Below are 24,006 nucleotides of genomic sequence, written 5' to 3' on the forward strand. Positions count from 1 at the left end.
AACCGTCATGCCGGAGTACAGCTTGTGCCGTGATGATGGCGCAGACTGGCGCCTGTCGCCACCCCTTCTTGCAACGAAACAATATGACATTCCAAGATTCCTGCCGGTTAAATTCATTTTCAGGTTGTATATTCTGATATAAATACAACTAGCAGAAATTTTAAATTTATAAAATTCGTATTTTTCTAATTATTGCTACATTACCATTGTTTAATTATTTGATTATCGATGATATATTATTAAAACTCGACTGAAATAGCTTGTAATGCGCACTCAAATTCAACTCCTTATTTATCCTATCTGGAATGTTTTTCAATTTATTCAGGTTTAAAGCCTTAAATGCCGATGAAGAGCGCTTACCCCCCGCACGATCCTGTTGAGCAGACCGCTGGCTCTTCGCTTGGGCTTCCGAGAAGACGGATCCAGCGCTGTTCAGCGGCAGCGCCTGCTCGCCTGCGCCAGCCTGAGGTGCCACTGAAGGCTGTGAATTAGAGCCCGCCGTCACCGGTGCAACCTCATCCGCCGCGACCAGAGAGGCAACGGCCTGCTGCAATCCGCTGCCTTGCTGCGTATCAAGCCCGGCCTGCGAGAGCGGCACCGATGTCAGCCCAGAGGGGCCCCATCGATCAACATTGATACCCCCGCTTTCATCGCGCCAGACGACAGGCGTTTCGCGAGCATAGTCATACGCCCCGGGCGCTTCGGCCTCGAAGTGGTCCCGTGCGTCAAAATACACATCATCATCTTCACCATCTTCCGCTCTTGTCGCGCTCTCCTGGCCGTGCACAACGTCAGCTACCCCGTGATCCGTTGCTTGCGCATCGCCAAGGCCATCCTGCGACGCGGCCACGCCCGGACCAGACGGATGCAAGGCGGCTTGGCTGATTGCCGCCCCGACATCAGCGAGCTTGCTGAAGACCTGTAAGGCACACCGCGCAAGATATTCGCGTTCGCCCTCATTCACATTGACGCTGCCATAAAGCGCCATGGCATTCGCATAATGCTCGATTGAAGCATCCGGCAATTGCCCTGACGTCTCGGCGTAATTCAGTTCCCCGTCGATATCGTGAAACATATCCTCCATCCCCTTGACGGGATCATCGGAGATATTTTCGAGCCAGCCATTCATCTGCGCCGACCGCGCCGCATCATCTCCAAGTCCGGGGCCCTTGCGCGCAACGGATGTGGTCCGGAAACCTCCGCTGGAGGGGAGGTCCTGCGAGGCATCCGGTTTTGCGGCCTCCGGTCTCGCAGCCCTGGCCTGCCGGGGCTGCGCGCCGGCTTGAAACTCGGGCCGTGCGTAAGCGTTGCGCGGCGGTTGCTGCCCATAGACACTTGCGGGCCCATGCGGCATGGCGGCAGGCGGCGCCTGCTGCCCCGTCTGCCCGTCCTGCTGAAGCAGCTTTTCAATCTCCAACATCAAACGCTGAGCTGTCTGCTGGAGCGATTGCAAGTCGCGGATCAGCATCAGCTCGGGGCACAGGAATGACATCACCTTTTGCAAGAAGGATGGCTTCGGCTGCGCCTGCTGATAGACGTATTGCACCGGCTGCTGCACAGGCATTGCCGGTCCCGCCACGTGTTGCGCAGACCTGATTGTGGCCGGCTGCATCGGTACGGCCGCACCATGGTTCTGCCCGTATGCTCCGACCGGCGGACTGGCCTGCGTGGCACTTTCGATTGGCATAGCATTTCCTCGCGAATAAATTGCACCTCAGGTCCTGAAGCGCCCCATGCAGTCGCCATTACCTGCCACTGTTGCCGATATAATCCCGCAATAATGACTGAAGACAAATTCGCTTTTCCTGAAATCGGAGCCGGACAGGACAGCCAGGCCTTCCCGCCTTGTATGCCTGCGACACTTGCTATTTGTTAGTTTTTCTGGCACGCGCTGTGCACAGAACCGCGTTCCGATCTCGCGCCATTCGGGACGGTTGCCAGCAAAGCAGCACCAGCCGCCAATCCTGACGGACCCTAAATCAAACCGGCGGAGACCAACCATGACGGTTCAGAAAATTTCATCCGGATATGACCGCGCAAAACTTGTCCCGCGCATTCTCCATTTCGGCTTTGGCGCCTTCGGCCGGGCCCACCCGATCGTCTATCTCGAAGACGGCATGAACAGGTCCGGCGGTGACTTCGGTGTGATCGCCGTCCGGCTGAATTCCGGCGCGGAAGAACTGACCGCGCTCGACGAGGCCGATGGATTCTACACGGTCGCCGAAGTCGACGGCAACGGCGTGACCGCACGCCGGGTCGGTGCGGTCATCGGTACCTGCCATCCCCGCCGTGACGGCATCAAGGCCCTGCTTAACTATTTCACCGCCGAGAAAATGGCGATCGTGGCGCTGACCATTACCGAGAAGGGCTATTGCATAGCCTCCGGCGCGCTCGATTTCGAAAACAAGGGCATCCGGGCGGATCTCGAAACGCCGGAACAGCCGAAAACGGCCATCGGTGTCATCGTTGCCGGGCTTTCCCTGCGGCGACAGGCGGGACTTGGCGGGCTGACCATCCTGTCCTGCGACAACCTGCCTGACAACGGCCAGCTGGCGAAAACCGCGATTTTGAGCTTTGCCGGGCGGCTTGATCCGGCACTGGCGGCCTGGATCGGCGAAACCTGCACCTTCCCGGTCACCATGGTCGACCGGATCGTGCCCGCACTTGACGAGCATGGCCGCAAGCTGATCCAGGACCTCAATGACGGCGTTGAAGACCCGAATGGCATCGTCTGTGAACCCTTCCGCCAATGGGTCATCGAGAACCATTTTGCCGGCGACATGCCCCCTTATGTGGCAAGCGGGGCCATGCTGGTTGAAGACGTGACGCCTTTTGAGATGATGAAGCTCAGAATGTTGAACGGCTCACATACATTCCTCGCCATGCTGGGCGGGCTTGCCGGCCATGAGACCATTGCGGCCTGTATGGAAGACGGGCTGTTTCGCACGGCAGCCCTGACCCTGATGCTGGCGGAGCAGCGCCCCACCCTTCCCGATCTGCCCGGCGTCGACACCCATGCCTATGCCACGAGCCTGATCGAGCGCTTCTCGAATCCCGAGCTCAAGCACCGCACCGCCCAGATCGCCTGGGATACGAGCCAGAAACTGCCGCAGCGTATTTTGCAGTCGGTGGCCATTCATCTGACCCGCGGCACGGACTGGAAGCTTCTCGCGCTTGCCATTGCTGGCTGGTGTCATTTTCTCGAAGAAGCAGCCGACAAGGGCACCAAGATCAACGACCATCTGGCCGACCAGCTACTCGCGCTGGCAGGTGATTATACCGGCGCTGCACTGATCGATCGCCTCACCGCCATTGAGCAGATCTTCCCGCCGGCACTCGCCGCCAATCCCGTTTTCAAACAGACGGTGCTGAATGCCTATGACGCCATCACCGACAAGGGACCGCGCGGCGCCGTCGAAGCCGCCATCTAGAGCTTGATCCGGCCGGAGCGAGGATCAACAAGATCATGCGGCAAAAGCTGACAAATGCAAAAAGAGCGCCTCTCGAGGCGCTCTTTTCGTTGGTTTCAACCGGTCGTCTTTCACTCAGCCGGACGTCGCCGGCTGCATCGGGCGAATGAGGGTCATCAGCGCCCCATAGGGCAGCAGCATGACCAGCGAGAAGGCCAGCTTGACGGACAGATCGCCCAGCGCCCACGACACCCAGCGCGGGATTTCGGCCACGGGGAAGACCCCGAAGAGCGGCGCGAAACCAAGCGCAAAGTCATCATTGGCCCCGAGAAAGCCGAAAACGGCAGCAAAACTGATCGAGAAGAACAGCACCGTATCGAGGCAGGAGCCAATCAGCGACCCCACCAGCGGGGCCTGCCACCAGCGCCCGCGCCGCAGCCTGTTGAACAGCGTCACATCGAGCAGCTGACCGACCAGAAAGGCCGTACCGGAGGCAATCGCGATACGCGGCACCGAGGCGTAAAAGGAAAAGGCAACGCCGACAACAAAGCCGGCAGCCACCACCTTGCGGGCCGCCGAAGGGCCAAAGCGACGATTGGTTAGATCATTCACCAAAAAGGCAAAGGGATAGGTAAAGGCGCCCCATGTCAGAAGATCGCTGAGCGAAATTCCGTAAAGCGTCCCCTCGACCGGGTACTGGACGAGGATGTTGGAGGCCAGAACGACGCCTGCCATGAGCAGGCCGAAAATCAGAACGAAAGTTGATTGCCGCATTTTTTTATCCTGGGATATGCCACCAGTTGAAACCAAAGCAAAAGAGCCGCACCGCTTGAGCGGTCGGCTCCTGCCACACGTTAAAGACTAGATGCGATCAGGCAGCAGCCTGTTCAGCAGTCTTCTTTACGACTTCGCGACGCAGCAGACGCGCACGTGTCGAAAGGGTCTTTTCATCAGCCTTGATGAGGAAGGCATCGAGACCACCGCGATGCTCAACCGAACGGAGAGCAGCTGCGGAAATGCGCAGACGATAGCTCTGGCCGGTGACTTCGGACATCAGCGTGACCTGGCAGAGGTTCGGAAGGAACTTGCGGCGGGACTTGTTGTTGGCGTGGCTGACATTGTTGCCGGACTGCACGCCCTTGCCTGTCAATTCGCACGTGCGGGACATGGGTTCACCTATTTTCGTCTGCGCCCAATGGTTCAAAACGAGACAACCTTGCCCCGCGATCCAACTGGCGTGTCATTGGAAAGTTGCGGTTCTATAGTCGCAGGCGAAAAAAAGGTCAAGGCAATGCATCTCTTTTTCGGTGTACGGGTCCATTTTGCGCCTGTTTTTTTTCCGTCACCTGCGACATAAAGGATTATGACTTACCTTTAAATAACAGGTTTGCGGACCGGTGCGATGCTGAAAACCATATATCATACTTTTGTAATTGTTGCATTTTCCTCATTGCTCCTGCCCCAGGCACAAGCGCAGGATGAAACACTTCAGACAGATTACACGATCTCATTTTCCGGCATCAAAATTGCTGACGCCAAATTTAAGACCACTCTGGATGGTGATGACTACGCCATTGACGGTTCTGTCGAGGCCAGCGGCCTTGGCACCTTGATCACGTCGCTCAAGGTCGATGCCGAGGTCGAGGGCGCGCTGAAAAACGGCAAGCCCGACTCAAAAAGCTTCAGCCTGAAATATCGCGATGGCGACTACGCACGCGATTATCTCGCTTATTACCGCAATGGCCGGGTTACACAGGCCACGATCGCGCCCGATCCCGGGCCGCGCGATTCCAACTGGGTCGAGGTCACGAGCCGCCACCTGCGCAATGTTATCGACCCGCTTTCAGCCATGATGCTGCCGGCGTCAGCCAATCCCTGCCAGGGTTCACTGGCGATATTCGACGGCGAAACCCGCCTTGAACTCAAGCTTGCTCCGGCTGGCAGCCGCCCCTTCTCCACCAACGGATTTTCCGGACGCGCCGTAGGCTGCGCGATGCGCTTTCACCCCATCGCCGGCTTTGAGCGCAAGGACGAGGACATCGACTATCTCGCTCATTCAACCGAACTCGTCGTCTGGTTCGCGCTCAATGACAGGCTGAATGTCTATGTGCCGGTCCTGGCCCATATTCCGCTCAAGATTGGCCGGATCACCATTTACGCGACGAAGTTCGGCGTTTCATGACACTGGGCGCAACGCTTATTGGCTTTTCCGCAATTGTCATGTGGTCGGTTCTGGCGCTGTTTACAGCGGCGTCGGGAACCATGCCGCCATTTCAGCTATCTGCCATCGCCTTTGCCATAGGGTCTCTTCCGGGTATCGTGGTTCTTGTGCTCAAACCGGAAAGACGCATTTTTCTGCGCCAGCCGCGCAAAGTCTGGATCACGGGCATTGCCGGCCTGTTCGGTTATCACTTTCTCTATTTCACCGCCCTCAGAAACGCACCCGCCGTCGATGCCGGGCTGATCGCCTATCTGTGGCCGCTGCTGATTGTGGTTGGCTCGGCACTGCTGCCGGGTGAAAAACTCCGCCTGCATCATATCGCCGGCGCCCTACTCGGCTTTGCCGGAACCGGGCTGCTTGTCACCCGCAATGGCGGGCTCAGCCTCGACAGCACTTACATCCTTGGCTACGGCGCGGCCTTTCTCTGCGCCTTCACCTGGTCTGGATACTCCCTGGCGACCCGCTCCTTCAACAAGGTTTCCACCGACGTCGTCACCGGCTTCTGCCTTGCGACATCGCTTCTGTCGCTGCTTTCGCATCTCGTATTTGAAACAACGGTCTGGCCGGCAACGCCCTTCCAGTGGCTTGCCGTGGCGGGCCTTGGCCTGTTTCCGGTGGGCCTGGCCTTTTACGCCTGGGACTTCGGCGTCAAGCGCGGCAATATCCAGGCCCTCGGTGCAGCCAGTTACGCAGCCCCGTTGCTGTCGACACTGATTCTGATCGCCTTCGGCTTCGGCAAACCGACATGGCAGGTGCTGGCGGCCTGCGCTCTGATCACCGGCGGCGCCGTTCTTGCCGCCCGCGAATTGATCTTTAGTCGCCGTTCTTCAAAGAGATAGCCTGCATCTTCGCCCGGTTTGAAGTCGCACCAAATTCTATTAGAACATCGGGAAATTCGAATTGGTTATCACGCTTGATTGATGCTGTTTAACGACAAACCAGCATGAGGAGCGTCGGCAAATGCAAAATAACAACATCTCGGGTTCCAATCAAAAGACCGACAAAGCCCAGACCGACAAGGCTCCAGAGACTTCCAGCCCGCAACGGGCAACGCTCTACCGCTCACGCCCACCAGGCGCAAACAGACAGAATCTGAACCAGATGAGCCCGGCGACGCGAACATCTCTCTCACAGATTTTCGGCCGCGGCCCGGCCGGCGCGCTCCGGCTGAGCAAAAGTGATACCGAGCGCCGCGACGCCGAGACACGATTTCAAACACTGACACAGGCCTTTTCGCAAGCCCGTGACGCAGACAAGCCGGACATGATCGAGCAGGACCTCGCCCAGGCAACATGGGATTTCGCGCGCGCGAGCGGCAATACCAAACCGGTACAACACTTATTGAGCATGATTCGCAACATCAAGGACCCGGCCTTGTGCGCCAGTGCCTTTGACAAAGCCGCCGAGCACTGGTCGGCCAGCGACAGACTGCCGGCATTGTCGCCGACCCAGTCCGAAAACCATTATATGAGCTTTGTCGAAGCCGCCGCCGGAACACCGAGCGACAAGGTCACAGGGCAGCTTGATACGGTGGTCAAACTCTTCGGTCAGACCAAGATGCAGCCGGTCAAGCTCAAATCGGCCGTCAAAACCCTACTGACAATGCATGACAGCATCCGCGACAGCAAATTCGACGCCGCCAAGGCAGAACGCTTTTCTGCCAGCTTCGTCCGGCAACTGGCCAAGACCACACGTATTATCGAGCCCAATGCCAGAGCGAATGTGCGGGAGAAGAATATCGCGCAGGCCGATACGCTCGAACAGCTTATTCCACGACTGCCTGTTATCACCGAAAACAATAGCAGCGAAGGGCTCTTCGACTCCTATAGGGCCGTTGCCAAAAGCCTCGGCGACTATGCCAATCGAAGGGGTTCATCCCCCGCAAAGGCAGAGCAACTGAACACACAACTGCAACATAGATGCGACAGTTGCAGCCCCGAGGCGGCAAACATGCTGCGCTATGCAAGCCCTGAGGTAGCCGAAAGGCCATTACCCGTCTTCACCTCTGCCGGCCGCGAATGGTCCTATCCGACGCTCGGCCCCAAGGCTGACGGAACCACACCGGACCTGATCCAGATCACCATATCCGATCAGGACTAAAACCTTGCGCTAAAAAGCCAATTGGCACTTGAGCACAATTGGCAGAGCGTCAAGTTCTGCAAACATTTAAAATTTCAATTTCGCTATTATAGCGAAGCGGTGATCTGTGGGCGAAAATAATAACGCCGAAGGATTGCAATAGATGTCGCTCTCTTCCACGTCTGGATCAGGTATAGACCAGGAAACGACCTACAGGACCGCGAAGCCGCGGAAAAGCGCGCGCAAGATTGCCGCCCTACAAGCAAATGCAAGCCCGCCCTCCCGCTTTACGGCACTGATGCGCCATATGCCCCGATTTGGCGTTCGCAGGCGGCAGCTCGATGTGGAACAGTCCGCGCATGAGCGCATCATCTCCGCCGATATTGCCCGGAAATTCTGTGAAGCCCTGTCAAAGATGAAGGGATTTCCCGAAGCCAGCCGCGTCATGCTGGTCGAAAACACGTTGGCGCGGGCGGCGCGCCATCTTTGTACCGGGGAGAATTCCGAACCTCTGCGGGCACTCCTGAAAGAGGTCGTCCGGCTGAAGGATGCCGAGCTTTGTGAAACCGCATTTCTCAAGATCGTTGAAGCCTGGACAAGTGGTAGTGAGGCCCGCAGCCCCTCGACCCTGGAGTTCACACTCCAGTTCAACCGTTTTCTCGAGGCCGTCCGCGCCATGCCCGACGACAAGATCCGCAACCAGCTGATCTTTCTCGCCGAAAGCCTGCCAGAATACAAGACAGCACCGAAACTGCTGCATCGTGCAGCAAGCGCGATCTATCAGACAGAGCGCAAGCGCGGCAACGTCAAGAGTGAGATTGCGCTTTTGTTGGCGCTGGCGCACGCAGCCCAGCGCATGGACGGCGCCGCCCGTCCCGCAGTCGCCAGCATTGTCATTCATGCCCTGCGCCCGATCAAAGGTGCCGCGCCACCCGAGGTCTTCACCCTGTTCAAGGCCGCAAGGGATAGCCTCTACGGGAACTGCACCAGTCCCAGGGGACTGCAATCGGAAGTTCTCGAACTCCATGTCCTGCTGGAACAGGCGGTTCATGACAGCGATGAAAGCGCCCGGCTGAAACTGATGTATGGCAGCGAAAGGCCGCTCGCCTCCGTGATCGCATGGCATGACAGAGCACGGGTAAATGCAACCCGAAAAGGCAATCTCCGCCTTCAATCCTCAATCATCTGATCCGGCCGCTCAGGCCGGTTCACGCGGTGACCAGTCCGGTTCCGCCAATTCGAAATCGTCGAAATCGAAGCCTGGCGCGACCGTGCAGCCGACAAGCGTGAAATCGCCGAGACTTTCGGCAGCCTGCCAGCAGCCGGCCGGGACGATGGCCTGCGGACGTTCGCCCGCCGCCAGATCAGTTCCCAGCACTAGATCGTCGTTGATGCCACCCTTGGCAAAGCGGGACAGGACCAGCGGCGCACCGGCATAGAAATGCCAGACTTCGCTTGCCGTATGCAGCCGGTGCCAGTGAGAGCGATCGCCGGCCTCCAGCAGAAAATAGATCAGACTGGAGACGCCACGCTTGCTGCCATCGGACAGGTCACGAAAGGTTTCCACATAGAAGCCACCCTCGGGATGCGGTTCCATGCCGAGCATTGCAATGATTTCTCGCGCCATCATGGCCGCCACTCCGTTCAAAAGCCGTCTTTCAGCCGGCGAATTTCGCCAAAAACCTCTGCATCGGATGCCGTTTCCATGGAAAGCCGCGCCCGGATTGCCGGGTCAGCAACCCGCAGGAACGGATTGGTCTTCTTCTCCAGCCCGAGCGTTGTCGGAATGGTGTACTCACCGGCCTCGCGCAGTGCTGCCACAGCCTCAACCCTTTCTTTCAACACCGGATTGTCCGGGTCAATGCTGAGCGCGAAATGCCCGTTGGCAAGCGTATATTCATGGCCGAAATAGATCTCGGTGTCATCCGGCAGGGCGAGAAGTTTTGACAACGAGTGCCACATATCCAGGGCCGGCCGTTCAAACAGCCGGCCACACCCCATGGCGAACAGCGTGTCGGCGGCAAAGAGCAGTTTTTCTGCGGCAAAATGGTAACAGATATGGCCCGCCGTATGGCCGGGTGTCTCTAACACGGTGACGCGACGTCCGGAAAATTCCAGTTCGTCCCCCTCACCCACGGCGAGATCAAGGCCAGGAATAACGAGCGCCTCTTCCACCGGGCCGACGATACGGCAGTCATAACGCGCCTTCAGCTGCAGATTCCCCTCGACATGATCCTTGTGATGATGTGTCGTGAAGATATCGGTCAGCTGCCAGCCCCGGCGCTCAAGCTCGGCTGTGATCGCGTCTGCATCCGGTGCGTCAATGGCAAGGGTCCGCCCTGTTTCGCCATCATGCAAAAGCACGGCATAATTGTCGGAGCGGCAGATGAAGACGGCGATTTCCAGTGGGGCCATGATGTTTCCTCGTGATCGCTGATTTGATCCGAATGTAGTCACTTCCCCCTTGAAGTCCAACCGGCGTCGCGATTAACTCCGCGTCATGAACGCAGATATCGTCGACCTCCGCGCTTTTTACCATTCGACCCTCGGCCGCCTCGCGGCCCAGTCGATCACTGCCGCCATGTCGGCAATCTGGCCGAAATTGCCGGATGAGCGGCTGGTCGGCCTCGGCTACTGCCTGCCCTATCTCGACCGGCTGGGACAGGGGACAGAGCGGACCATGTCCTTCATGCCGGCGACCCAGGGCGCACTCAACTGGCCCTCGGGCGGACCGTCGGCGACGGCGCTTGTGGCGGAAGAGGCTCTGCCACTGCCCGATTCGTCGATCGACCGCTTCTTGATGGTTCATTCGCTTGAATTTTCCGAAAGCCCGGCCGATACGCTTGCCGAAATCTGGCGGGTGCTGGCCCCGGGCGGGCGACTGGTCATCGTCGTGCCAAACCGGCGCGGCGTCTGGGCAAGGCTGGAACATACCCCCTTCGGCAATGGCCGACCCTATTCGCGCGGCCAGATCACCGATCTTCTGCGCCAGACCAATTTCACCCCCGGAAGCTTTGCCGACGCGCTGTTTTTTCCACCAGCCAAGGTCCGCTGGATCCTCAGACTGCGCAGCAATTTCGAGCGCCTGGGCCGGGCACTCTGGCCAGCCTTTTCCGGTGTGATCATCGTCGAAGCGCAAAAACGGCTCTATCAGGGGCTTCCAGTTGCGCAACGCCGGGCAAAGCGCGTCTATGTGCCAGCGCTGGCCCCGCAAGGTGTGCCGACCACACGGACAGGGCCCGCAAGCTAGGCAATTGCGGGCCATTGTCGCCTCGACAAATGACCGGTTCCGTTTTAAACCCTTTTTTCCGTTGAAACCGGCATTTCGCCGTTTCTTGTTCGAGGTTTTAGAAAAGATGAGCACCGAGACTTTGAAACCCACTCCCCGCCCCGGCGTCATGGACATTGCCATTTATGTTCCGGGCAAGGATCATGCGGAGGGTGTGGACAAGGTCCACAAGCTCTCTTCCAATGAAACACCGCTTGGCCCCAGCCCGAAGGCCATTGAGGCGATGAAGTCGATCGCCGACAGGCTGGAACTCTACCCCGATGGCCAGGCCGCTGATCTGCGCCGGGCGATCAGCAGCAATTTTGGACTTAACTACAACAACATCATCTGCGGCAACGGTTCGGACGAACTTCTGGGCCTGCTGTGCCACGTCTATCTTGGCGAAGGTGATGAAGCAATCATCACCGAACACGGCTTTCTGGTCTACAAGATCCAGATCATGGCCAATGGTGCAAAGCCCGTCACGGTCAAGGAAAAGAACGCCACCGTTGATGTCGACGCCATTTTGGCAGCTGTCACCGAAAAGACGAAGATGGTCTTTCTCGCCAATCCGGGCAATCCAACAGGCACCTATCAGCCGATGTCGGAGATCCGCCGCCTGCAGGCCGCACTGCCGTCCAATGTCCTTCTGGTACTTGACGCGGCCTACGCCGAATATGTCCGTCGCAACGATTATGAGGCCGGGATCGAGCTGGTTTCCCAAAGCCACAACACGGTGATGACCCGCACCTTCTCCAAGATCTACGGTCTTGCCGCACTGCGTGTCGGCTGGCTCTACGGCCCGCTGGACATTGTTCAGGCACTTGACCGTGTGCGTGGTCCGTTCAACCTCAACGCCCCGGCAATCGCTGCGGCGACCGCTGCCCTGAACGATACTGCATTCACGGCAAAGGCGGCTGATCACAACGAGAAATGGCGTGCCGAAGTGACGGAGCGGCTGGAAGCGCTGGGCCTGAAGGTCACACCTTCGGTCGCCAATTTCATCCTGATCCATTTCCCTGACGAAGACGGCAAGCGCGCCCCCGATGCCGATGCCTATCTGACCTCGAAGGGCTTTATCCTGCGGATGGTGGCCGGCTATGGCTTTCCCAATGCACTGCGCATGACCATCGGCACGGAAGAGGCCAATCTCGGCGTCATCGCGGCGCTTGAGGCCTTTCTCGGACGGAAAGCCAATGCGGCATGAGTGCTGAAATTCACTTTGACCGGATCGCACTGATCGGCATCGGTCTGATCGGCTCCTCCTTGGCGCGCGACATTCGCGCTTTGAAGCTTGCCGATGAGATCGTCGTGTCGACGCGTTCTCCTGAAACACTGGCGCGGGCCGAGGAGCTCGGCCTTGGCGATCGCTACACGACATCCGCGCTTGACGCTGTCAAGGGGGCGGACCTGGTCATCATTTCGGTTCCCGTCGGTGCGTCCGGTGCGGTTGCGAAGACCATCGCACCGGGCCTGAAACAGGGCGCTATCCTGTCAGATGTCGGCTCGACGAAAACATCTGTGGTCGCGCAGATCAGCCCGCACGTGCCTGAAGGCGTTCATTTCATCGCCGGCCATCCGATTGCAGGTACAGAGAAATCCGGTCCCGATGCTGGCTTTGAGGGACTGTTTCGCGGGCGCTGGTGCATTCTCACGCCAGAGGATGGCGCAGATGAAGGTGCAATCGCAACACTGACCGCCTTCTGGCAGGCGATCGGTTCCAATGTTGACACGATGCCGCCCGCCCATCACGACAAGGTGCTGGCGATCGTTTCGCATCTGCCGCATATCATCGCCTACAATATTGTCGGTACGGCTGCCGATCTGGAAACCGTGACCCAGTCGGAAGTGATCAAATACTCCGCCTCGGGTTTTCGCGATTTCACCCGTATTGCGGCGTCAGACCCGACAATGTGGCGCGATGTCTGCCTGCACAACAAGGACGCGATCTTGGAAATGCTCGCGCGGTTTTCCGAGGATCTGGCCTATCTGCAGCGCGCCATCCGCTGGGGCGAGGGTGACAAGCTGTTCGATCTCTTCACCCGTACCAGAGCCGTTCGCCGCTCGATCATCGAGGCAGGGCAGGATGTCGATGCAGCCGACTTTGGTCGCCACGGGATCGACAAGAAAAACGGATAAGACGGGCTTCAAACAGCACTATCACGAAAAACGGCCGGTACCCTTCTGGTGCCGGCCCGTCAGGCTGCTGACAAAGCCATTTATATTACACGTTTGAGGTGGAGCTGCCCCTCTCTCCGTCGTCATCCCCGTGCTTGTCACGGGGATCCAGATAAATAAGGCAATGAATAGACAGTCCTTTCGCCGCGCAGACGCGCGCCGGCTGGATGCCTGTGACAAGCACAGGCATGACTCCAGAAAAGGTGGCGAGGCTTGTCAACAGTCTGACGGCCGGCACTCTTCTGGTGCCGGCCGTTCTGTCTGCCGCTATTTCAGCGGCGGGATCTTGCCGAGCGGGATGAAGCCCATCGAGACCTTGCCGCCATCGACATTGATGCCGATGGTAATGCTCTTGTTGCCCGGAGAGAGCGAACCGGCAAAGCCGACAATCGTATTGATGACCTGCGTATAATCCGGAAAGGCGACCTGCGCCATCTGACCGGCGACATCGAGACCTGCGACCTCGAATTTAAAGCGCCCGCTCAGATAACCATTGGTATCGAAGGAAAAGGGACCGCTGGCGGAGATGTAGGAATCATTGTCTCCGACCGTCAATTCCGCCTGATCTATGACGCCGCTTTTGCCCTTGAGCTGTTCGACGTTCAGATCACCGCCCATCAGAGAACCGCCATCCGTGAGCGAACCCACCAGATTGAGGCTCATCGGCATCAGCGACTGGGTGCGGTTTTCGGGGCGAATGACGGCACTTTCAACAGCCAGCGCTACCTCCAGATCGCCATCCTGGTTGCGGGTCAGACCCTGCGCCTTTTCAAGCGTCAGCGCGCTCTGGTTTCCGGCCGGCATTGACAGCTGAGTCGAAAGCCCCTCGATATTGAAGGACAAAAGGCGCGGCGCACCCTTGCCATAGATCATCTTGGTGTCAAAGCTGGACCACTCGGAACGCAGCAGAAAACCCGCCTCGTTCTTCAGCGTTGCCGGCCCCTGAAGATGGGCCATGACGGACCACGGCGAATAAGCCGGCGCATCGGCAACAAGCTTGGGCAGATCGAAGGTAAAGCGGTCATCGCGTTGGCGCAGATGCAGGTCGCCGCAGTAAAAACCGAATTGAAGCGGAAAGCCCTGATAGCCAAGGTCGCCGCACTCCACCATCACATTCTTGGTCTGCGTCCCTTCGAGAAGGGTGAAGATCCGCGCCTTCACCGTACGGGCAACGTAAAACCAGCCGAGGCCATAGGCCACAACAATAACGACCAGAATAACACCGATAACGCGCAGAAGTTTGCGCGTACGTCTTGACGCTGCCATTCACTTCTCCAATTCTGAAAACATAATGAGGGACTCGCAAAGCATATGGACGAATTTTGGGTATTTGGCTACGGCTCGCTGATGTGGAACCCCGGTTTCATCAGCGAGCGGCGATCTCATGGGCGGCTGACAGGTTATCACCGCAGCCTCTGCGTCTATTCTCATATCTATCGCGGCACCAGCGCAAAGCCCGGCCTTGTTCTCGGTCTTGATCGCGGCGGCTATTGCGAGGGCGTTGCCTTTGCCGTTTCAACGAAGCGACAGGACGACGTGATGCAATATCTGCGCGAGCGAGAGCTTGTGACGGGAGTCTACCGCGAACTCGTATTGCCTGTCAGCCTTGAAAACGGACCAATCGTGCCGGCGGTGACCTATGTTGTGGACCGCGCCCACAGCCAGTATGCCGGCAGCCTCGATATTGAAGTCTCAGCCAGCCTTGCCGGTAGCGCAAGCGGTCAGGCGGGGTCCAATCGCGACTATCTGACCAATACCCTGCGTCATCTCAAACAGATGGGAATTGAAGACGAACGGCTGGAGGCCATTGCCGAGGCCATTGCCCGGCAGGGGCAGGCCCTGCACCCGACCGCAAGGCGGTTCTGAGGCCGCGTCAGATGGCCACACCCTGCTGGAGCGCTTCGAGCCGCGAAACCGTTTCCGGCGGCAGCTTCAGTTGCGGGTTGGCGGCAACCGTTTCGACCAGCAGGCGGTCACTTTCGGCCTCCATGGTCTCGACCAGCTGAGCAAAAAATGCCTTGCCATCCATGCCGGGCGCAATCGCCGGAAGGATGCGAACGGTGAAATGCCCGCTCTGCCGTCGCCAGCTGCCGCGCGGCCAGAAAAAGCCCGGATGCATCACCACCGGCACCACCGGAATGCCGAGATCTTTGTAAAGGCGGACGATGCCACGCTTGTAGTCGGGTTCAGCGCCAGGCGGGCGACGCGTTCCTTCCGGAAAGATGATCAGCTTGCGCCCGGTTTCAAGCTCTGCCTTGGTGCGGGCCATGACATCGGCCATGGCCGCGCCCTTGGCGGCCCGGTCAACGCCGATCTGACGTTGTTTCTTCAGGTACCAGCCGAAAAGCGGAAGCTGCAGCAATTCACGCTTCAGCATGAAAACTGCATCATCAACCCAGGGTAAAAGCAGCACGGTGTCCCAGGCAGACTGATGTTTCGGCGCAATGATGCAGGCGCCCTCGGGCAGGTTTTCCAGCCCCTCAATGGTAAAATCAGCGCCGGCATAAAACCGCATCTGCCGATTGATTGACGCCGCCCAGCCCTGCACCACGGTGCGATAGGCGCGCTTGCGCGACACAGAAAAATAGAATGGCGAGAGCACGATCATGCGCACAGCCGTTCCCAGATAAAATGCAATATTGAACGCGACCGATCGCAAAGCAGTCATGCCAAACCCTGTATTTTCATTAGGACCGGACATTCTCTAGAGCAAATCAGCGGAAAGTGGAAACCGGTTTTGCGCCTGTCACCAGCGCGCTAATCACCACAACCCGGCAGATGGACACAGAATGGCCGCGCTCAATCGCCATTCGCCAGCATCGCCATGGCCCGGTCAACACCGGCATAAACGCGAATATGTGCGCCGATATATTTCAGATATTCGGTTCCCAGGAGACGCAGCAGACGTGGATTTGCATACCAGGCTTCGCCTTCTGCATCGAGATCGACGGGATAACCGACATAAACCGTTTCGGGATCGAGGGTGCGCATCTCAAACAGGCTTCGCGGCAGATGATAGCTGCTGGTAACGATCAGGATACGCCTGTAATCATGGGCGCGGATCCATCGGGCGGCCTCGCTGGCATTGCCGCGCGTGTTCAGCGCCTCATAACCGACATCGACACAGCAATCGAACAGGCTGCCATCCGAACCGGTCACGCGGCGGATGCTCTCGCGGCTGGTCGAGGGATTGACGCCGGAAATCAGCAGGCGGTCGCCAACGCCTTCGCCCAGAAGCGCAAGCCCGGCCTCAATCCGGTGAGAGCCGCCCGTCAGCACGATAATCGCATCGATATTGGCGGTATCCGGCTTGCGCGCGCCAAACACATTTGCCGAAAACCAGACGAAACCGGCAGCAACCAGAATCAGCAAGACAACGGCCACGCCAAAAAGACGGGTGAAAAGCCGCCGCCACGGCTTTGCCGTCTTTGCTGATACCGTCGGACTATCGCCTGTTTCGTTCTGCCGATGCTGCACGCAGCACTCCTTTCAGCTCAGACCCAGACAGGCCTGCATGTCATTTCAATTCCCCGGTCAATGGCCCGGCGCGCGCCTTCACGCACTGTCTTGTCGCCGTCGCCCCGTCTCGAAGCACCTCTCACGGCCAATCTCAGGGCCGCAGAAACAGCGTCAGAACCGGGCACAAGTCAAGGGACTGACACGTTTACTATGGCGCATTCGGGGCGAACCATCGCGCGTGCGACCATTTCCCTGCATTTCAGAGGCATGAGCGCAGTTCCGGACGGCAGGAAACGCCTTTCCGGACCGCGCCCCTCGCCTCTCGTGATGTGCCGCCCGCTCAGGCAGATCATCAAAGCCCGTCAAGACGCCCAGGATCGGAACGGATAAGATCAATTTCGCGAATGGTCCTGATCACCGTTATCCGGGCTGTCAGCGTCGACAAAACGGCGATCATCAAGATTGTCAGAGCTATGCCGAGATAGGCGCTCCAGCCGACCGAAATCGCACCAAAAAGTGCCGTTGTCTGATCAGCCCCCGGCGTCGCCAGATAATGTCCCTGCCAGAAGCCCACGGCAAAGAAAAACAGGCAGACCAGCACACCGCCGGTAATCGCCCCCTTCAATGCAATGCGGAAGAAGTGCCGCTGAAACTGATTGGCGACAAAGGCGCTTTCAGCACCAACGAAATGCAGCACCTCGACAATATTGCGACTGCCGGCGAGCGCGCCGCGCGTGGCGAAGATCACCGTCAGCACCATGGCGAAAAACACCAGCGCCATGATCGCAACGCCAATACTGGTCGTGGCATCCGCCATGGCAGACAGCCGGTCAACCCAGGCACGGTGATCATCAAGATAGGCATTGGGCAGCGCCTCGGTCAGCGCCTTGCCCATTGCGGCAAAATCAGGCGGTTTTGCCTCGTCTATGGTAATAATCACAAGACGCGGCACCGGTAACTCGTCAAAATCCAGACCTGTACCAAGCCAGGGCTCCAGCAGACGCTCCGTCGCCGCCTCGTCGACGATCCGCCCGTCCAGCGTACCGACGAATTGCAGGGCAATATCGCGCGCTTTCAGAAGATCCGCATTCATATCGCGACCTTCGACCGGTTTGATCTGAATTGTCACCTCACGCGAAATACCGCCCTGCCACGCAGAGGCCGTCGCGCGGACCATGGACACGCCGCCAAGGGTCAGGCAGGCAAGGAAGGACATGATTGCGATCACCGCCATCAGCGCCCGCGACTGGACATTGCCCGGCGGCACGATTGGCGAGGGCCGCTCAGGTGCCGGCGCCACCGGCGTTGCGGCAGCGCGCTGGCCAGCCTGCCTGACCTTGCCCTCACGGACGCCTGCACGGCCCTTTTGTTTGCGCGGTGGGCTACTCATAGATCTCAAGTCTTCCTTCCGAAAGGATCATCCGGCGGGCATCATAGCGATCCATCAGCGCGATATCGTGGGTGGCGATGACCACTGCCGTGCCGAGCCGGTTCAGCTCGACAAACAGACTTAAGATGCGCCGTGCCATCGGCGGATCGACATTGCCGGTCGGCTCGTCGGCAAGAAGCACTTCCGGCTGATCGATCAAGGCCCGGGCGATCGCCACGCGCTGCTTTTCACCGCCGGACAGAACCGGAGGCCTGACATGCAGCCGGTCGCCAAGCCCAACCCAGCGCAAAAGCTCGATCACATCGGAGCGGTAGGCCATCTCATCCTTGCCACGCACCCTGAGCGGCAGAGCGACATTCTCATAGGTCGTCAGATGATCGAGCAAACGAAAATCCTGAAAGACAATACCGACACGGCGGCGCAGCATCGGAAATTCCTTGCGTGGAATAACAGCAACATCGCGCCCGAAAAGCCGGATTAGTCCGCGCGTCGGCTGCAGCGCCATAAGCATCAGCCGCAACAGCGTCGTCTTGCCGGCGCCTGAAGGGCCGGTCAGGAACTGGAAGGAGTTCTTCGGAATGTCGAAGGTCATGTCCCGGAGAATCTCCGGGCCCATCCCATAGCGCAGTCCAACATTTTCGAAATGGATCAAAGCCATTGCTTCCCGGCCGTGTCGCGTTTGCATTCGGTCCTCCATGTTAACGATCATGATTAACAGCCGGTAAACAAGACCTAACTGACGCCCGATTCCCGCATGTCCGTCAAGCGACGCCAAAATACAACTTTCCACCGCTCTTTGCCCTGCAATTCCGGCGATTGCGCCCGGCAAGATTGCTACAGATCGATAAAAACACTAATAACCCTGATCTAGGCCTTATCCAGGGAGCATGTTGATGCACGTCGTACGCGGAAAAAAGATCGAGGAACTCTATAGCGCCGAAACCATTGCGGCACGCAATGAGGAACTGGCGGTTGAGATCGCCTCGGGCCCGGTGCGGGATCTGCTGGTTATCGCCATCCTCAAAGGGTCTTTCGTTTTCGCGGCCGATCTCATCCGCGCCCTGCACAAATCCGGTCTCGCCCCGGAAGTGGAATTCATGACACTTTCAAGCTACGGCACAGGGACTGTGAGCCAGGGCGTGCGTCTGGTCAAGGACATCGACAGCGATGTCAAGGGCCGCGATATTTTGCTGATCGACGATATTCTCGAGTCGGGCCGCACACTGCAATTCGCCAAGAACATGCTGTTCGAACGCGGCGCGGCCAATGTTTCGATCGCCGTTCTTCTCGACAAGCATGAAAAGCGCGAGGAAGCGCTGGAAGCCGATCACTATGGTTTCCGCTGCCCCGACAAATTCGTCGTCGGCTATGGCATGGATGTCGCTCACGCTTTCCGCGAACTGCCCTTTGTCGGCGTCGTGACGGGTGATGCTTAATAGATGCTGAAGGGCTGCAATACAGCTTGTTAACTACGCCAGAACAGCATGATGCGATGTTTACTTCTCGCAAAGAAAGTTCTGGTGATCTCTCTGTCAACAAAGCCTGTGGAACAACAGGCAAGCAAATAGGTTTATGAAAGACAGAGAAAGCGGGAAACCGATATGGCCAGGATCCTGATCACGGAAGATGAAGTATCACTGCGCGCCTTTGTGGCAAGGGCCCTGCGGCTCGACGGCCACGAAACGGTGGAAGCTGGCGATGGCGCGGAAGGACTGGAGCTTCTGGCCGAAGGTGATTACGACCTGCTGCTGTCGGATGTGCGCATGCCGATCATGGACGGCATCGCGCTGGCCCATGCTGCCCATTCCAACCATCCCGGCATGAAAATCCTGCTGATGACCGGCTTTGCCGAGCAGCGCGAACGCGCAGACGATCTGATGGAAAAGATTATCGACGTGGTGCAGAAACCCTTTGCCCTGCCCGATATCCGCCGCGCCGTCGCCCGCGCGCTTGCCGCCTGATCTTTCCCGACCTTAAAACCAGAACAGCAAAACTGCCCGGCACCAACCCTGGTCCGGGCTATTTTGTTTGCTATTTTGTCCCGTCAGGTTGCAGCAGCCGCTCCAGATAGGGCTGCTCACTGGGCAGGATCGCATCGCTGCCGAGCTTGCGGCGGATGGCATCAAGGATTTCGCGCGCACGCTGCACCGTGATTTCATCCGGCACCTTGACCGACGAGCCGAAATCCATGCCGTTGGAGCCGGGATTGCGGCCGAGCGGATCACGACCCTGCTGATTGCCGAAGCCGAGCGCCATGGAGCCGCCCTGACCGCCCTGCTGGCCGTTGCCATTGGCCATCATGGCGTTCATCATCTGCTGTGCGCCATCGCGCAGCGCCTGAAGCGCCTTGCCCTGACCATCAAGCGCCTGGCTGCCTTCGCCATCGCCGAGCGCTTCCGATGCGCCCTTCATCGCCTCACCGGCCTGACCGAAACCGTCCTGCTCGGGAAGGCCGAGATCCTTCAGCCCCTTCTGAAGCGCCTGCAACTGCTCGCCCAGCTGATCCTGCCGCTCACGTAGCTGTTTCAGCGCCTCGCGCAATTCATCCGCGCTCATGGTCTGCGGCGCCTTCTGGCCGCTATCGGCGCCTTTACCGTCCTCGCTGTCATTGTCCTGCAGGTCACCCCATTCGAGACGGTCCTGCAACTGCTGTTCCAGCGTATAGGTCTCGCCCATCAGCTGCTGCTGCTTCTGGATCAGATCGCCGAGCTTGTCCACCTGCTGGCGCAGTTGCGAATTCTGCTGGGCGTTCTGGGCTTCAGCCGAGGACGGCGGCTGGATATTGTTCATCATCCGCTGCAATTGCGACAGAAGGTCCTGCGCGGCCTGCCGATCGCCAGAACGAGCGAGATTTTCAAGCTGATCCAGCAGGTTTGAAAGATCATTCTGGCGCAGCATTTCCTGCAGCGCCGGGTCGACCGCCTGATCCTGCGGCATGTCCTTCATCCGGCTTGCCATTTCAGACAGATAGTCCTGCATCGCCTGGCGCAGCTCTTCCATCAGCCTGGCGATTTCCGCATCAGAGGCATTGTTCTTCAATGCCTCGCTCAGCGCGTCCTGCGCATCGCGCAGCCGACGCTCCGCATCGGAAAGGCTGCCATCCTCAATCCCCGTTGCGATCTGCCACATATAGTCGGCCACATCGCGATAGCTGGCCCTGTCATGGGCAAGCTTCATGCGCGTCTGAGCCGACTTGATCAGCAGAAAATGAGTGATGTTGGGAATGGTCTCCTCGGGTCGCAGCGTCATTGCCTCGCTATAGGAGATCGCTTTCGGCATGGCACGCATATCAAGGCTGAAAATCCGTCGCTGTTCGGCAACGGCGGCCGCCAGCATTTCGTGGAAATTGCGTTCTGGAAGGATGGTGCTGACCGGCCGGGAGCGGCCAATATTGCCATGCGCATCCTCGGCGACAAGCGTGATTGTCACCGGCGAACCGGACATCGGGTTCTCGGTAATATCGCGGCTGGTGACGGCCTTGTTGTCTTCGCTGTTACGACGCGGCAGGTTCAGCGGGAAATCCGGTGGCGGATAGAGCGGGATCGCACCGCTCGTATCGGCATCGGCGGGCGTGATTTCGGCATAGGCCTTTGTCACCGCGTAATCATCGCTGACAGTATATTCAAGCTCCAGGGCACCATTGGCGGCGCGGTGCGGCCGCGCGGCAAAGGCAATCACCGGCGGCTGGTCTGCCACCACGCTCACCGGCCATGACCGGCCAGCTGCCTCAAGCTTTCCGTCTCCCGTCAGGTTGAACGCCGCGCTGGAAGCAAGCCTGCTGGCCTTTGCCGAAGCGTCGTCAGGATTTTCCGCCGTGCCATCCTTGCCGACGAAACGGATCTGCGAATCTGCCCCCTCGCCCGAAAGCCGGACTGTCAGCACAGACCCCTCAGGCACGCTGACCGCTTCGGCACTGCCTTCAGGCGCCAGATAGACAGGCGCCCTACCGGTGTAGGCGGGCGGTGAGATCCAGGCATCGACCCGCAGCGCCAGCAGGGTTTCGCGACCCGGCGCCGGTGGCGCAAAAGCATCCGCGATACGGCCGCTCTCGTTGGACGATGCATAGAAAAAGCCGATAAACAGCAGAAAAACCGGAATTGCGCGCAGCCCGTGGGGATCAAGAAGGGTCAGATCCGGCGCCGGTGCACCGCTGTCGAGATGGTGAATTTTCGCCGCCACCCGCCGTCGGTGGGCATGCCAGAGTTCAAGCGCCTCAGGCGACGGACTGGCAGGGCGGTCATCAAGAAGCGAGATCGCCTGATGTGACAATCCGCTTTTTTCCTCCAGCCTGCGGTTTCCCGCCGCAAGATCGGGGAATTTCAAAAGCCTGAGCGGATAAAGGCTGACGACAAATCCGAAAGCCAGGACAATCAGCAGCGCAAGCCTGAGAACGAAGGGCAGAACGGCAAACAGACCGAACCAGGAAAAGGCGACAAACAGGAAAAGCAGGGACACGGGCCAGACAAGACGCGGCACCAATGCGTCAATGAAGAGCGACAGCCTGGCGCGATTGCGCTTGATCGCCACCCGCCGCAAGAGATCTTCCGGCAGGTCATCACGTCTAGCGCTGGTCTCGTTCGGCTTATCCGCCATGGCGTCCTTTCGCCCGACGCATATCTTATGATGCGCCTATTCCATCATCAAGAATAATGCGCATTGTGTCGAGAGCGAGGTAAACCCCGCTTATCCTTTTCAGTGCATTTCCGCTTCAAAATACCGTGTGATCAGAGCCAGTCGGGAACCGAATCGAGCGCGATCAGCTCTTCATAGGTCGCGCGCGGACGGATGATATGGAAACGGTCGCCATTGACGAGCACTTCGGGCACCAGAAGGCGGGAATTGTAAGTGCCTGCCTGCACTGCGCCATAGGCGCCCGCTGTTCCGACCGCCAGAAGGTCACCCGGTTCGGGCCGCTCCAGATCGCGTCCCTGACCGAGGAAATCGCCGGTCTCACAGACCGGGCCGACAACATCGGCAACAATGCGCTCGGCCTTGGGACGCAGCGTCACCGGCCGGATATCATGCCAGGCTTCATAGAGGGTCGGACGGATGAGGTCATTCATCGCACCATCAGTGATGATGAAATTCTTGCCATCGGTTTCCTTCACATAGACGACCTCGGTGACGAAGATGCCGGCATTGCCGACGATCATGCGACCCGGCTCGGTCACGATGGTGCAATTAAGCCCCTCCAGCGCCTCCCGCACGACGCCGGCATAGGCGACCGGATCCGGCGGCGGTGCATTGTCGCCCTTATAGGGAATGCCGAGCCCGCCGCCGACATCCACATGATCGATCTCATGGCCATTGGCACGCAGCGTCTCAACCAGCGATGCCAGGCGCTTGAAAGCGGCCTTGAAGGGCGCAAGATCAGTGATCTGGCTGCCGATATGCATATCGATACCGGAAATGCGGATGCCTTCCATCTTCGCGGCATTGGCATAGACCTCCTCGGCCCGGGCGAAGGGAATGCCGAACTTGTCGCCCTTCTTGCCGGTGGAAATCTTCGCATGGGTCCTGGCATCGACATCGGGATTGATGCGGAAGGAGACAGGAGCGCGCTTGCCCAGCGCCTCGGCGCGCGCATTCAGCACCTCAAGCTCGGGCTCGCTTTCGACATTGAAGCAGGCAATGCCGGTCTTCAGCGCCAGATCAATCTCGCGCACCGTCTTGCCAACGCCGGAAAACATGATCTTCTGCGGCGGCACACCGGCGGCAAGCGCCCGGCGCAACTCGCCTTCGGAAACCACATCCATGCCGGCGCCAAGGCTGGCCAGCGTCTTCAGCACGGCCTGGTTGGAATTGGCCTTCATCGCATAGCAGACCAGTGCGTCCGTACCCTCAAAAGCCTTGGCAAAGACCTGATAGTGACGCGTCAGCGTGGCGGTGGAATAGACATAGAAAGGCGTGCCGACGGCATCGGCGATCGCCGGGACAGCAACGTCCTCGGCATAAAGAACGCCATCAGAATAGTGAAAATGGTTCACCTTGGGACCCTGGA

23 protein-coding genes are annotated in these 24,006 nt (G+C 58.7%); 11 read left to right on the plus strand and 12 right to left on the minus strand.

The window, feature by feature from the left end; all coding sequences use genetic code 11:
• Window positions 1-214: 214 nt before the first annotated feature.
• Window positions 215-1,687 (minus strand): hypothetical protein, encoded by a 1,473-nt coding sequence (locus FJU08_RS03755; protein ID WP_141147648.1) that lies wholly within the window; start codon window positions 1,685-1,687, stop codon window positions 215-217.
• A gap of 313 nt (window positions 1,688-2,000) precedes the next feature.
• Here FJU08_RS03755 and FJU08_RS03760 point away from each other — a divergent pair, with 313 nt between their 5' ends.
• Entirely contained in the window at window positions 2,001-3,431 is a 1,431-nt protein-coding gene (locus FJU08_RS03760) for a mannitol dehydrogenase family protein (RefSeq protein ID WP_141147649.1), read from the plus strand.
• A gap of 114 nt (window positions 3,432-3,545) precedes the next feature.
• Here the strand turns inward: FJU08_RS03760 and FJU08_RS03765 are convergent, their stop codons facing one another.
• Together FJU08_RS03765 and rpmB are read right to left on the minus strand one after the other, a co-directional pair.
• On the minus strand, window positions 3,546-4,184 hold the full coding sequence (locus tag FJU08_RS03765; protein WP_141147650.1) for a VUT family protein: 639 nt from the start codon (window positions 4,182-4,184) through the stop codon (window positions 3,546-3,548).
• A gap of 97 nt (window positions 4,185-4,281) precedes the next feature.
• A complete protein-coding gene (rpmB, locus tag FJU08_RS03770) occupies window positions 4,282-4,578 on the minus strand; it encodes a 50S ribosomal protein L28 (protein ID WP_141147651.1) in 297 nt (98 codons plus the stop codon).
• A 234-nt stretch (window positions 4,579-4,812) separates the two neighbouring features.
• On the opposite strand from rpmB, the gene FJU08_RS03775 reads away from it, so the two are divergent.
• The 4 genes from FJU08_RS03775 to FJU08_RS03790 all read left to right on the plus strand — a co-directional run bounded on the left by FJU08_RS03775 (window position 4,813) and on the right by FJU08_RS03790 (window position 8,899).
• Window positions 4,813-5,592 carry a DUF3108 domain-containing protein gene (locus FJU08_RS03775; protein ID WP_141147652.1) on the plus strand — a complete coding sequence of 260 codons (780 nt, stop codon included), beginning with the start codon at window positions 4,813-4,815 and terminating at the stop codon, window positions 5,590-5,592.
• Window positions 5,589-6,470 carry an aromatic amino acid exporter YddG gene (gene yddG / locus FJU08_RS03780; RefSeq protein ID WP_141147653.1) on the plus strand — a complete coding sequence of 294 codons (882 nt, stop codon included), beginning with the start codon at window positions 5,589-5,591 and terminating at the stop codon, window positions 6,468-6,470. Before FJU08_RS03775 ends, yddG begins: the two co-directional genes overlap by 4 nt.
• 424 nt (window positions 6,471-6,894) lie before the next feature.
• A complete protein-coding gene (locus FJU08_RS03785; RefSeq protein WP_141147654.1) occupies window positions 6,895-7,731 on the plus strand; it encodes a hypothetical protein in 837 nt (278 codons plus the stop codon).
• 286 nt (window positions 7,732-8,017) lie between these two features.
• Window positions 8,018-8,899, plus strand: coding sequence for a hypothetical protein (locus FJU08_RS03790; RefSeq protein ID WP_141147655.1), 882 nt, complete (start codon window positions 8,018-8,020; stop codon window positions 8,897-8,899).
• A gap of 9 nt (window positions 8,900-8,908) precedes the next feature.
• On the opposite strand, the gene FJU08_RS03795 is transcribed toward FJU08_RS03790, so the two are convergent.
• A complete protein-coding gene (locus FJU08_RS03795) occupies window positions 8,909-9,340 on the minus strand; it encodes a cupin domain-containing protein (protein ID WP_141147656.1) in 432 nt (143 codons plus the stop codon).
• Between the two features lie 14 nt (window positions 9,341-9,354).
• Window positions 9,355-10,125: a hydroxyacylglutathione hydrolase gene (gene gloB / locus FJU08_RS03800; RefSeq protein ID WP_141147657.1), complete on the minus strand. Its 771-nt coding sequence runs from the start codon at window positions 10,123-10,125 to the stop codon at window positions 9,355-9,357.
• 85 nt (window positions 10,126-10,210) lie between these two features.
• Between gloB and FJU08_RS03805 the strand changes: the two genes are divergently transcribed.
• From FJU08_RS03805 to FJU08_RS03815, 3 genes are all read left to right on the plus strand, one after another.
• Window positions 10,211-10,960, plus strand: coding sequence for a class I SAM-dependent methyltransferase (locus tag FJU08_RS03805; RefSeq protein WP_141147658.1), 750 nt, complete (start codon window positions 10,211-10,213; stop codon window positions 10,958-10,960).
• 106 nt (window positions 10,961-11,066) lie between these two features.
• A complete protein-coding gene (gene hisC / locus FJU08_RS03810; protein ID WP_141147659.1) occupies window positions 11,067-12,185 on the plus strand; it encodes a histidinol-phosphate transaminase in 1,119 nt (372 codons plus the stop codon).
• Window positions 12,182-13,117 (plus strand): prephenate/arogenate dehydrogenase family protein, encoded by a 936-nt coding sequence (locus tag FJU08_RS03815; protein ID WP_141147660.1) that lies wholly within the window; start codon window positions 12,182-12,184, stop codon window positions 13,115-13,117. Before hisC ends, FJU08_RS03815 begins: the two co-directional genes overlap by 4 nt.
• A 306-nt stretch (window positions 13,118-13,423) precedes the next feature.
• Here the strand turns inward: FJU08_RS03815 and FJU08_RS03825 are convergent, their stop codons facing one another.
• Window positions 13,424-14,422, minus strand: a complete 999-nt coding sequence (locus FJU08_RS03825) for a DUF2125 domain-containing protein (RefSeq protein WP_141147662.1) — start codon at window positions 14,420-14,422, stop codon at window positions 13,424-13,426.
• A gap of 45 nt (window positions 14,423-14,467) precedes the next feature.
• On the opposite strand from FJU08_RS03825, the gene FJU08_RS03830 reads away from it, so the two are divergent.
• Window positions 14,468-15,022: a gamma-glutamylcyclotransferase gene (locus FJU08_RS03830; protein ID WP_141147663.1), complete on the plus strand. Its 555-nt coding sequence runs from the start codon at window positions 14,468-14,470 to the stop codon at window positions 15,020-15,022.
• 7 nt (window positions 15,023-15,029) lie between these two features.
• On the opposite strand, the gene FJU08_RS03835 is transcribed toward FJU08_RS03830, so the two are convergent.
• The 4 genes from FJU08_RS03835 to ftsE all read right to left on the minus strand — a co-directional run bounded on the left by FJU08_RS03835 (window position 15,030) and on the right by ftsE (window position 18,657).
• A complete protein-coding gene (locus tag FJU08_RS03835; protein WP_141147664.1) occupies window positions 15,030-15,824 on the minus strand; it encodes a lysophospholipid acyltransferase family protein in 795 nt (264 codons plus the stop codon).
• A gap of 131 nt (window positions 15,825-15,955) precedes the next feature.
• On the minus strand, window positions 15,956-16,633 hold the full coding sequence (locus tag FJU08_RS03840; RefSeq protein ID WP_141147665.1) for a YdcF family protein: 678 nt from the start codon (window positions 16,631-16,633) through the stop codon (window positions 15,956-15,958).
• 334 nt (window positions 16,634-16,967) lie between these two features.
• Window positions 16,968-18,005, minus strand: a complete 1,038-nt coding sequence (locus tag FJU08_RS03845) for a cell division protein FtsX (protein ID WP_141147666.1) — start codon at window positions 18,003-18,005, stop codon at window positions 16,968-16,970.
• Window positions 17,998-18,657 (minus strand): cell division ATP-binding protein FtsE, encoded by a 660-nt coding sequence (ftsE, locus tag FJU08_RS03850; RefSeq protein WP_181409764.1) that lies wholly within the window; start codon window positions 18,655-18,657, stop codon window positions 17,998-18,000. Before ftsE ends, FJU08_RS03845 begins: the two co-directional genes overlap by 8 nt.
• A gap of 241 nt (window positions 18,658-18,898) precedes the next feature.
• Between ftsE and hpt the strand changes: the two genes are divergently transcribed.
• Together hpt and FJU08_RS03860 are read left to right on the plus strand one after the other, a co-directional pair.
• The gene (gene hpt / locus FJU08_RS03855; RefSeq protein ID WP_141147668.1) at window positions 18,899-19,441 is read left to right on the plus strand and encodes a hypoxanthine phosphoribosyltransferase; all 543 of its coding nucleotides are present in this window, start codon (window positions 18,899-18,901) and stop codon (window positions 19,439-19,441) included.
• Window positions 19,442-19,606: 165 nt separating this feature from the next.
• Entirely contained in the window at window positions 19,607-19,966 is a 360-nt protein-coding gene (locus tag FJU08_RS03860; protein WP_141147669.1) for a response regulator, read from the plus strand.
• Between the two features lie 70 nt (window positions 19,967-20,036).
• On the opposite strand, the gene FJU08_RS03865 is transcribed toward FJU08_RS03860, so the two are convergent.
• Window positions 20,037-22,598, minus strand: coding sequence for a TIGR02302 family protein (locus FJU08_RS03865; protein ID WP_141147670.1), 2,562 nt, complete (start codon window positions 22,596-22,598; stop codon window positions 20,037-20,039).
• A gap of 131 nt (window positions 22,599-22,729) precedes the next feature.
• Entirely contained in the window at window positions 22,730-23,992 is a 1,263-nt protein-coding gene (gene lysA, locus FJU08_RS03870) for a diaminopimelate decarboxylase (protein ID WP_141147671.1), read from the minus strand.
• Window positions 23,993-24,006 lie beyond the last annotated feature (14 nt).

Source organism: Martelella alba (assembly GCF_006516955.1).
In the GTDB taxonomy this organism is placed as follows: Bacteria; Pseudomonadota; Alphaproteobacteria; order Rhizobiales; family Rhizobiaceae; genus Martelella; species Martelella alba.

Bases quoted from the DNA above. Each gene is read 5' to 3' on its own strand.
- FJU08_RS03755 (WP_141147648.1), bottom strand. From the start codon at position 1,687: ATGCCAATCGAAAGTGCCACGCAGGCCAGTCCGCCGGTCGGAGCATAC.
- FJU08_RS03760 (WP_141147649.1), top strand. From the start codon at position 2,001: ATGACGGTTCAGAAAATTTCATCCGGATATGACCGCGCAAAACTTGTC.
- FJU08_RS03765 (WP_141147650.1), bottom strand. From the start codon at position 4,184: ATGCGGCAATCAACTTTCGTTCTGATTTTCGGCCTGCTCATGGCAGGC.
- rpmB (WP_141147651.1), bottom strand. From the start codon at position 4,578: ATGTCCCGCACGTGCGAATTGACAGGCAAGGGCGTGCAGTCCGGCAAC.
- FJU08_RS03775 (WP_141147652.1), top strand. From the start codon at position 4,813: ATGCTGAAAACCATATATCATACTTTTGTAATTGTTGCATTTTCCTCA.
- yddG (WP_141147653.1), top strand. From the start codon at position 5,589: ATGACACTGGGCGCAACGCTTATTGGCTTTTCCGCAATTGTCATGTGG.
- FJU08_RS03785 (WP_141147654.1), top strand. From the start codon at position 6,895: ATGATCGAGCAGGACCTCGCCCAGGCAACATGGGATTTCGCGCGCGCG.
- FJU08_RS03790 (WP_141147655.1), top strand. From the start codon at position 8,018: ATGCCCCGATTTGGCGTTCGCAGGCGGCAGCTCGATGTGGAACAGTCC.
- FJU08_RS03795 (WP_141147656.1), bottom strand. From the start codon at position 9,340: ATGATGGCGCGAGAAATCATTGCAATGCTCGGCATGGAACCGCATCCC.
- gloB (WP_141147657.1), bottom strand. From the start codon at position 10,125: ATGGCCCCACTGGAAATCGCCGTCTTCATCTGCCGCTCCGACAATTAT.
- FJU08_RS03805 (WP_141147658.1), top strand. From the start codon at position 10,211: ATGAACGCAGATATCGTCGACCTCCGCGCTTTTTACCATTCGACCCTC.
- hisC (WP_141147659.1), top strand. From the start codon at position 11,067: ATGAGCACCGAGACTTTGAAACCCACTCCCCGCCCCGGCGTCATGGAC.
- FJU08_RS03815 (WP_141147660.1), top strand. From the start codon at position 12,182: ATGAGTGCTGAAATTCACTTTGACCGGATCGCACTGATCGGCATCGGT.
- FJU08_RS03825 (WP_141147662.1), bottom strand. From the start codon at position 14,422: ATGGCAGCGTCAAGACGTACGCGCAAACTTCTGCGCGTTATCGGTGTT.
- FJU08_RS03830 (WP_141147663.1), top strand. From the start codon at position 14,468: ATGGACGAATTTTGGGTATTTGGCTACGGCTCGCTGATGTGGAACCCC.
- FJU08_RS03835 (WP_141147664.1), bottom strand. From the start codon at position 15,824: ATGACTGCTTTGCGATCGGTCGCGTTCAATATTGCATTTTATCTGGGA.
- FJU08_RS03845 (WP_141147666.1), bottom strand. From the start codon at position 18,005: ATGAGTAGCCCACCGCGCAAACAAAAGGGCCGTGCAGGCGTCCGTGAG.
- hpt (WP_141147668.1), top strand. From the start codon at position 18,899: ATGCACGTCGTACGCGGAAAAAAGATCGAGGAACTCTATAGCGCCGAA.
- FJU08_RS03860 (WP_141147669.1), top strand. From the start codon at position 19,607: ATGGCCAGGATCCTGATCACGGAAGATGAAGTATCACTGCGCGCCTTT.
- FJU08_RS03865 (WP_141147670.1), bottom strand. From the start codon at position 22,598: ATGGCGGATAAGCCGAACGAGACCAGCGCTAGACGTGATGACCTGCCG.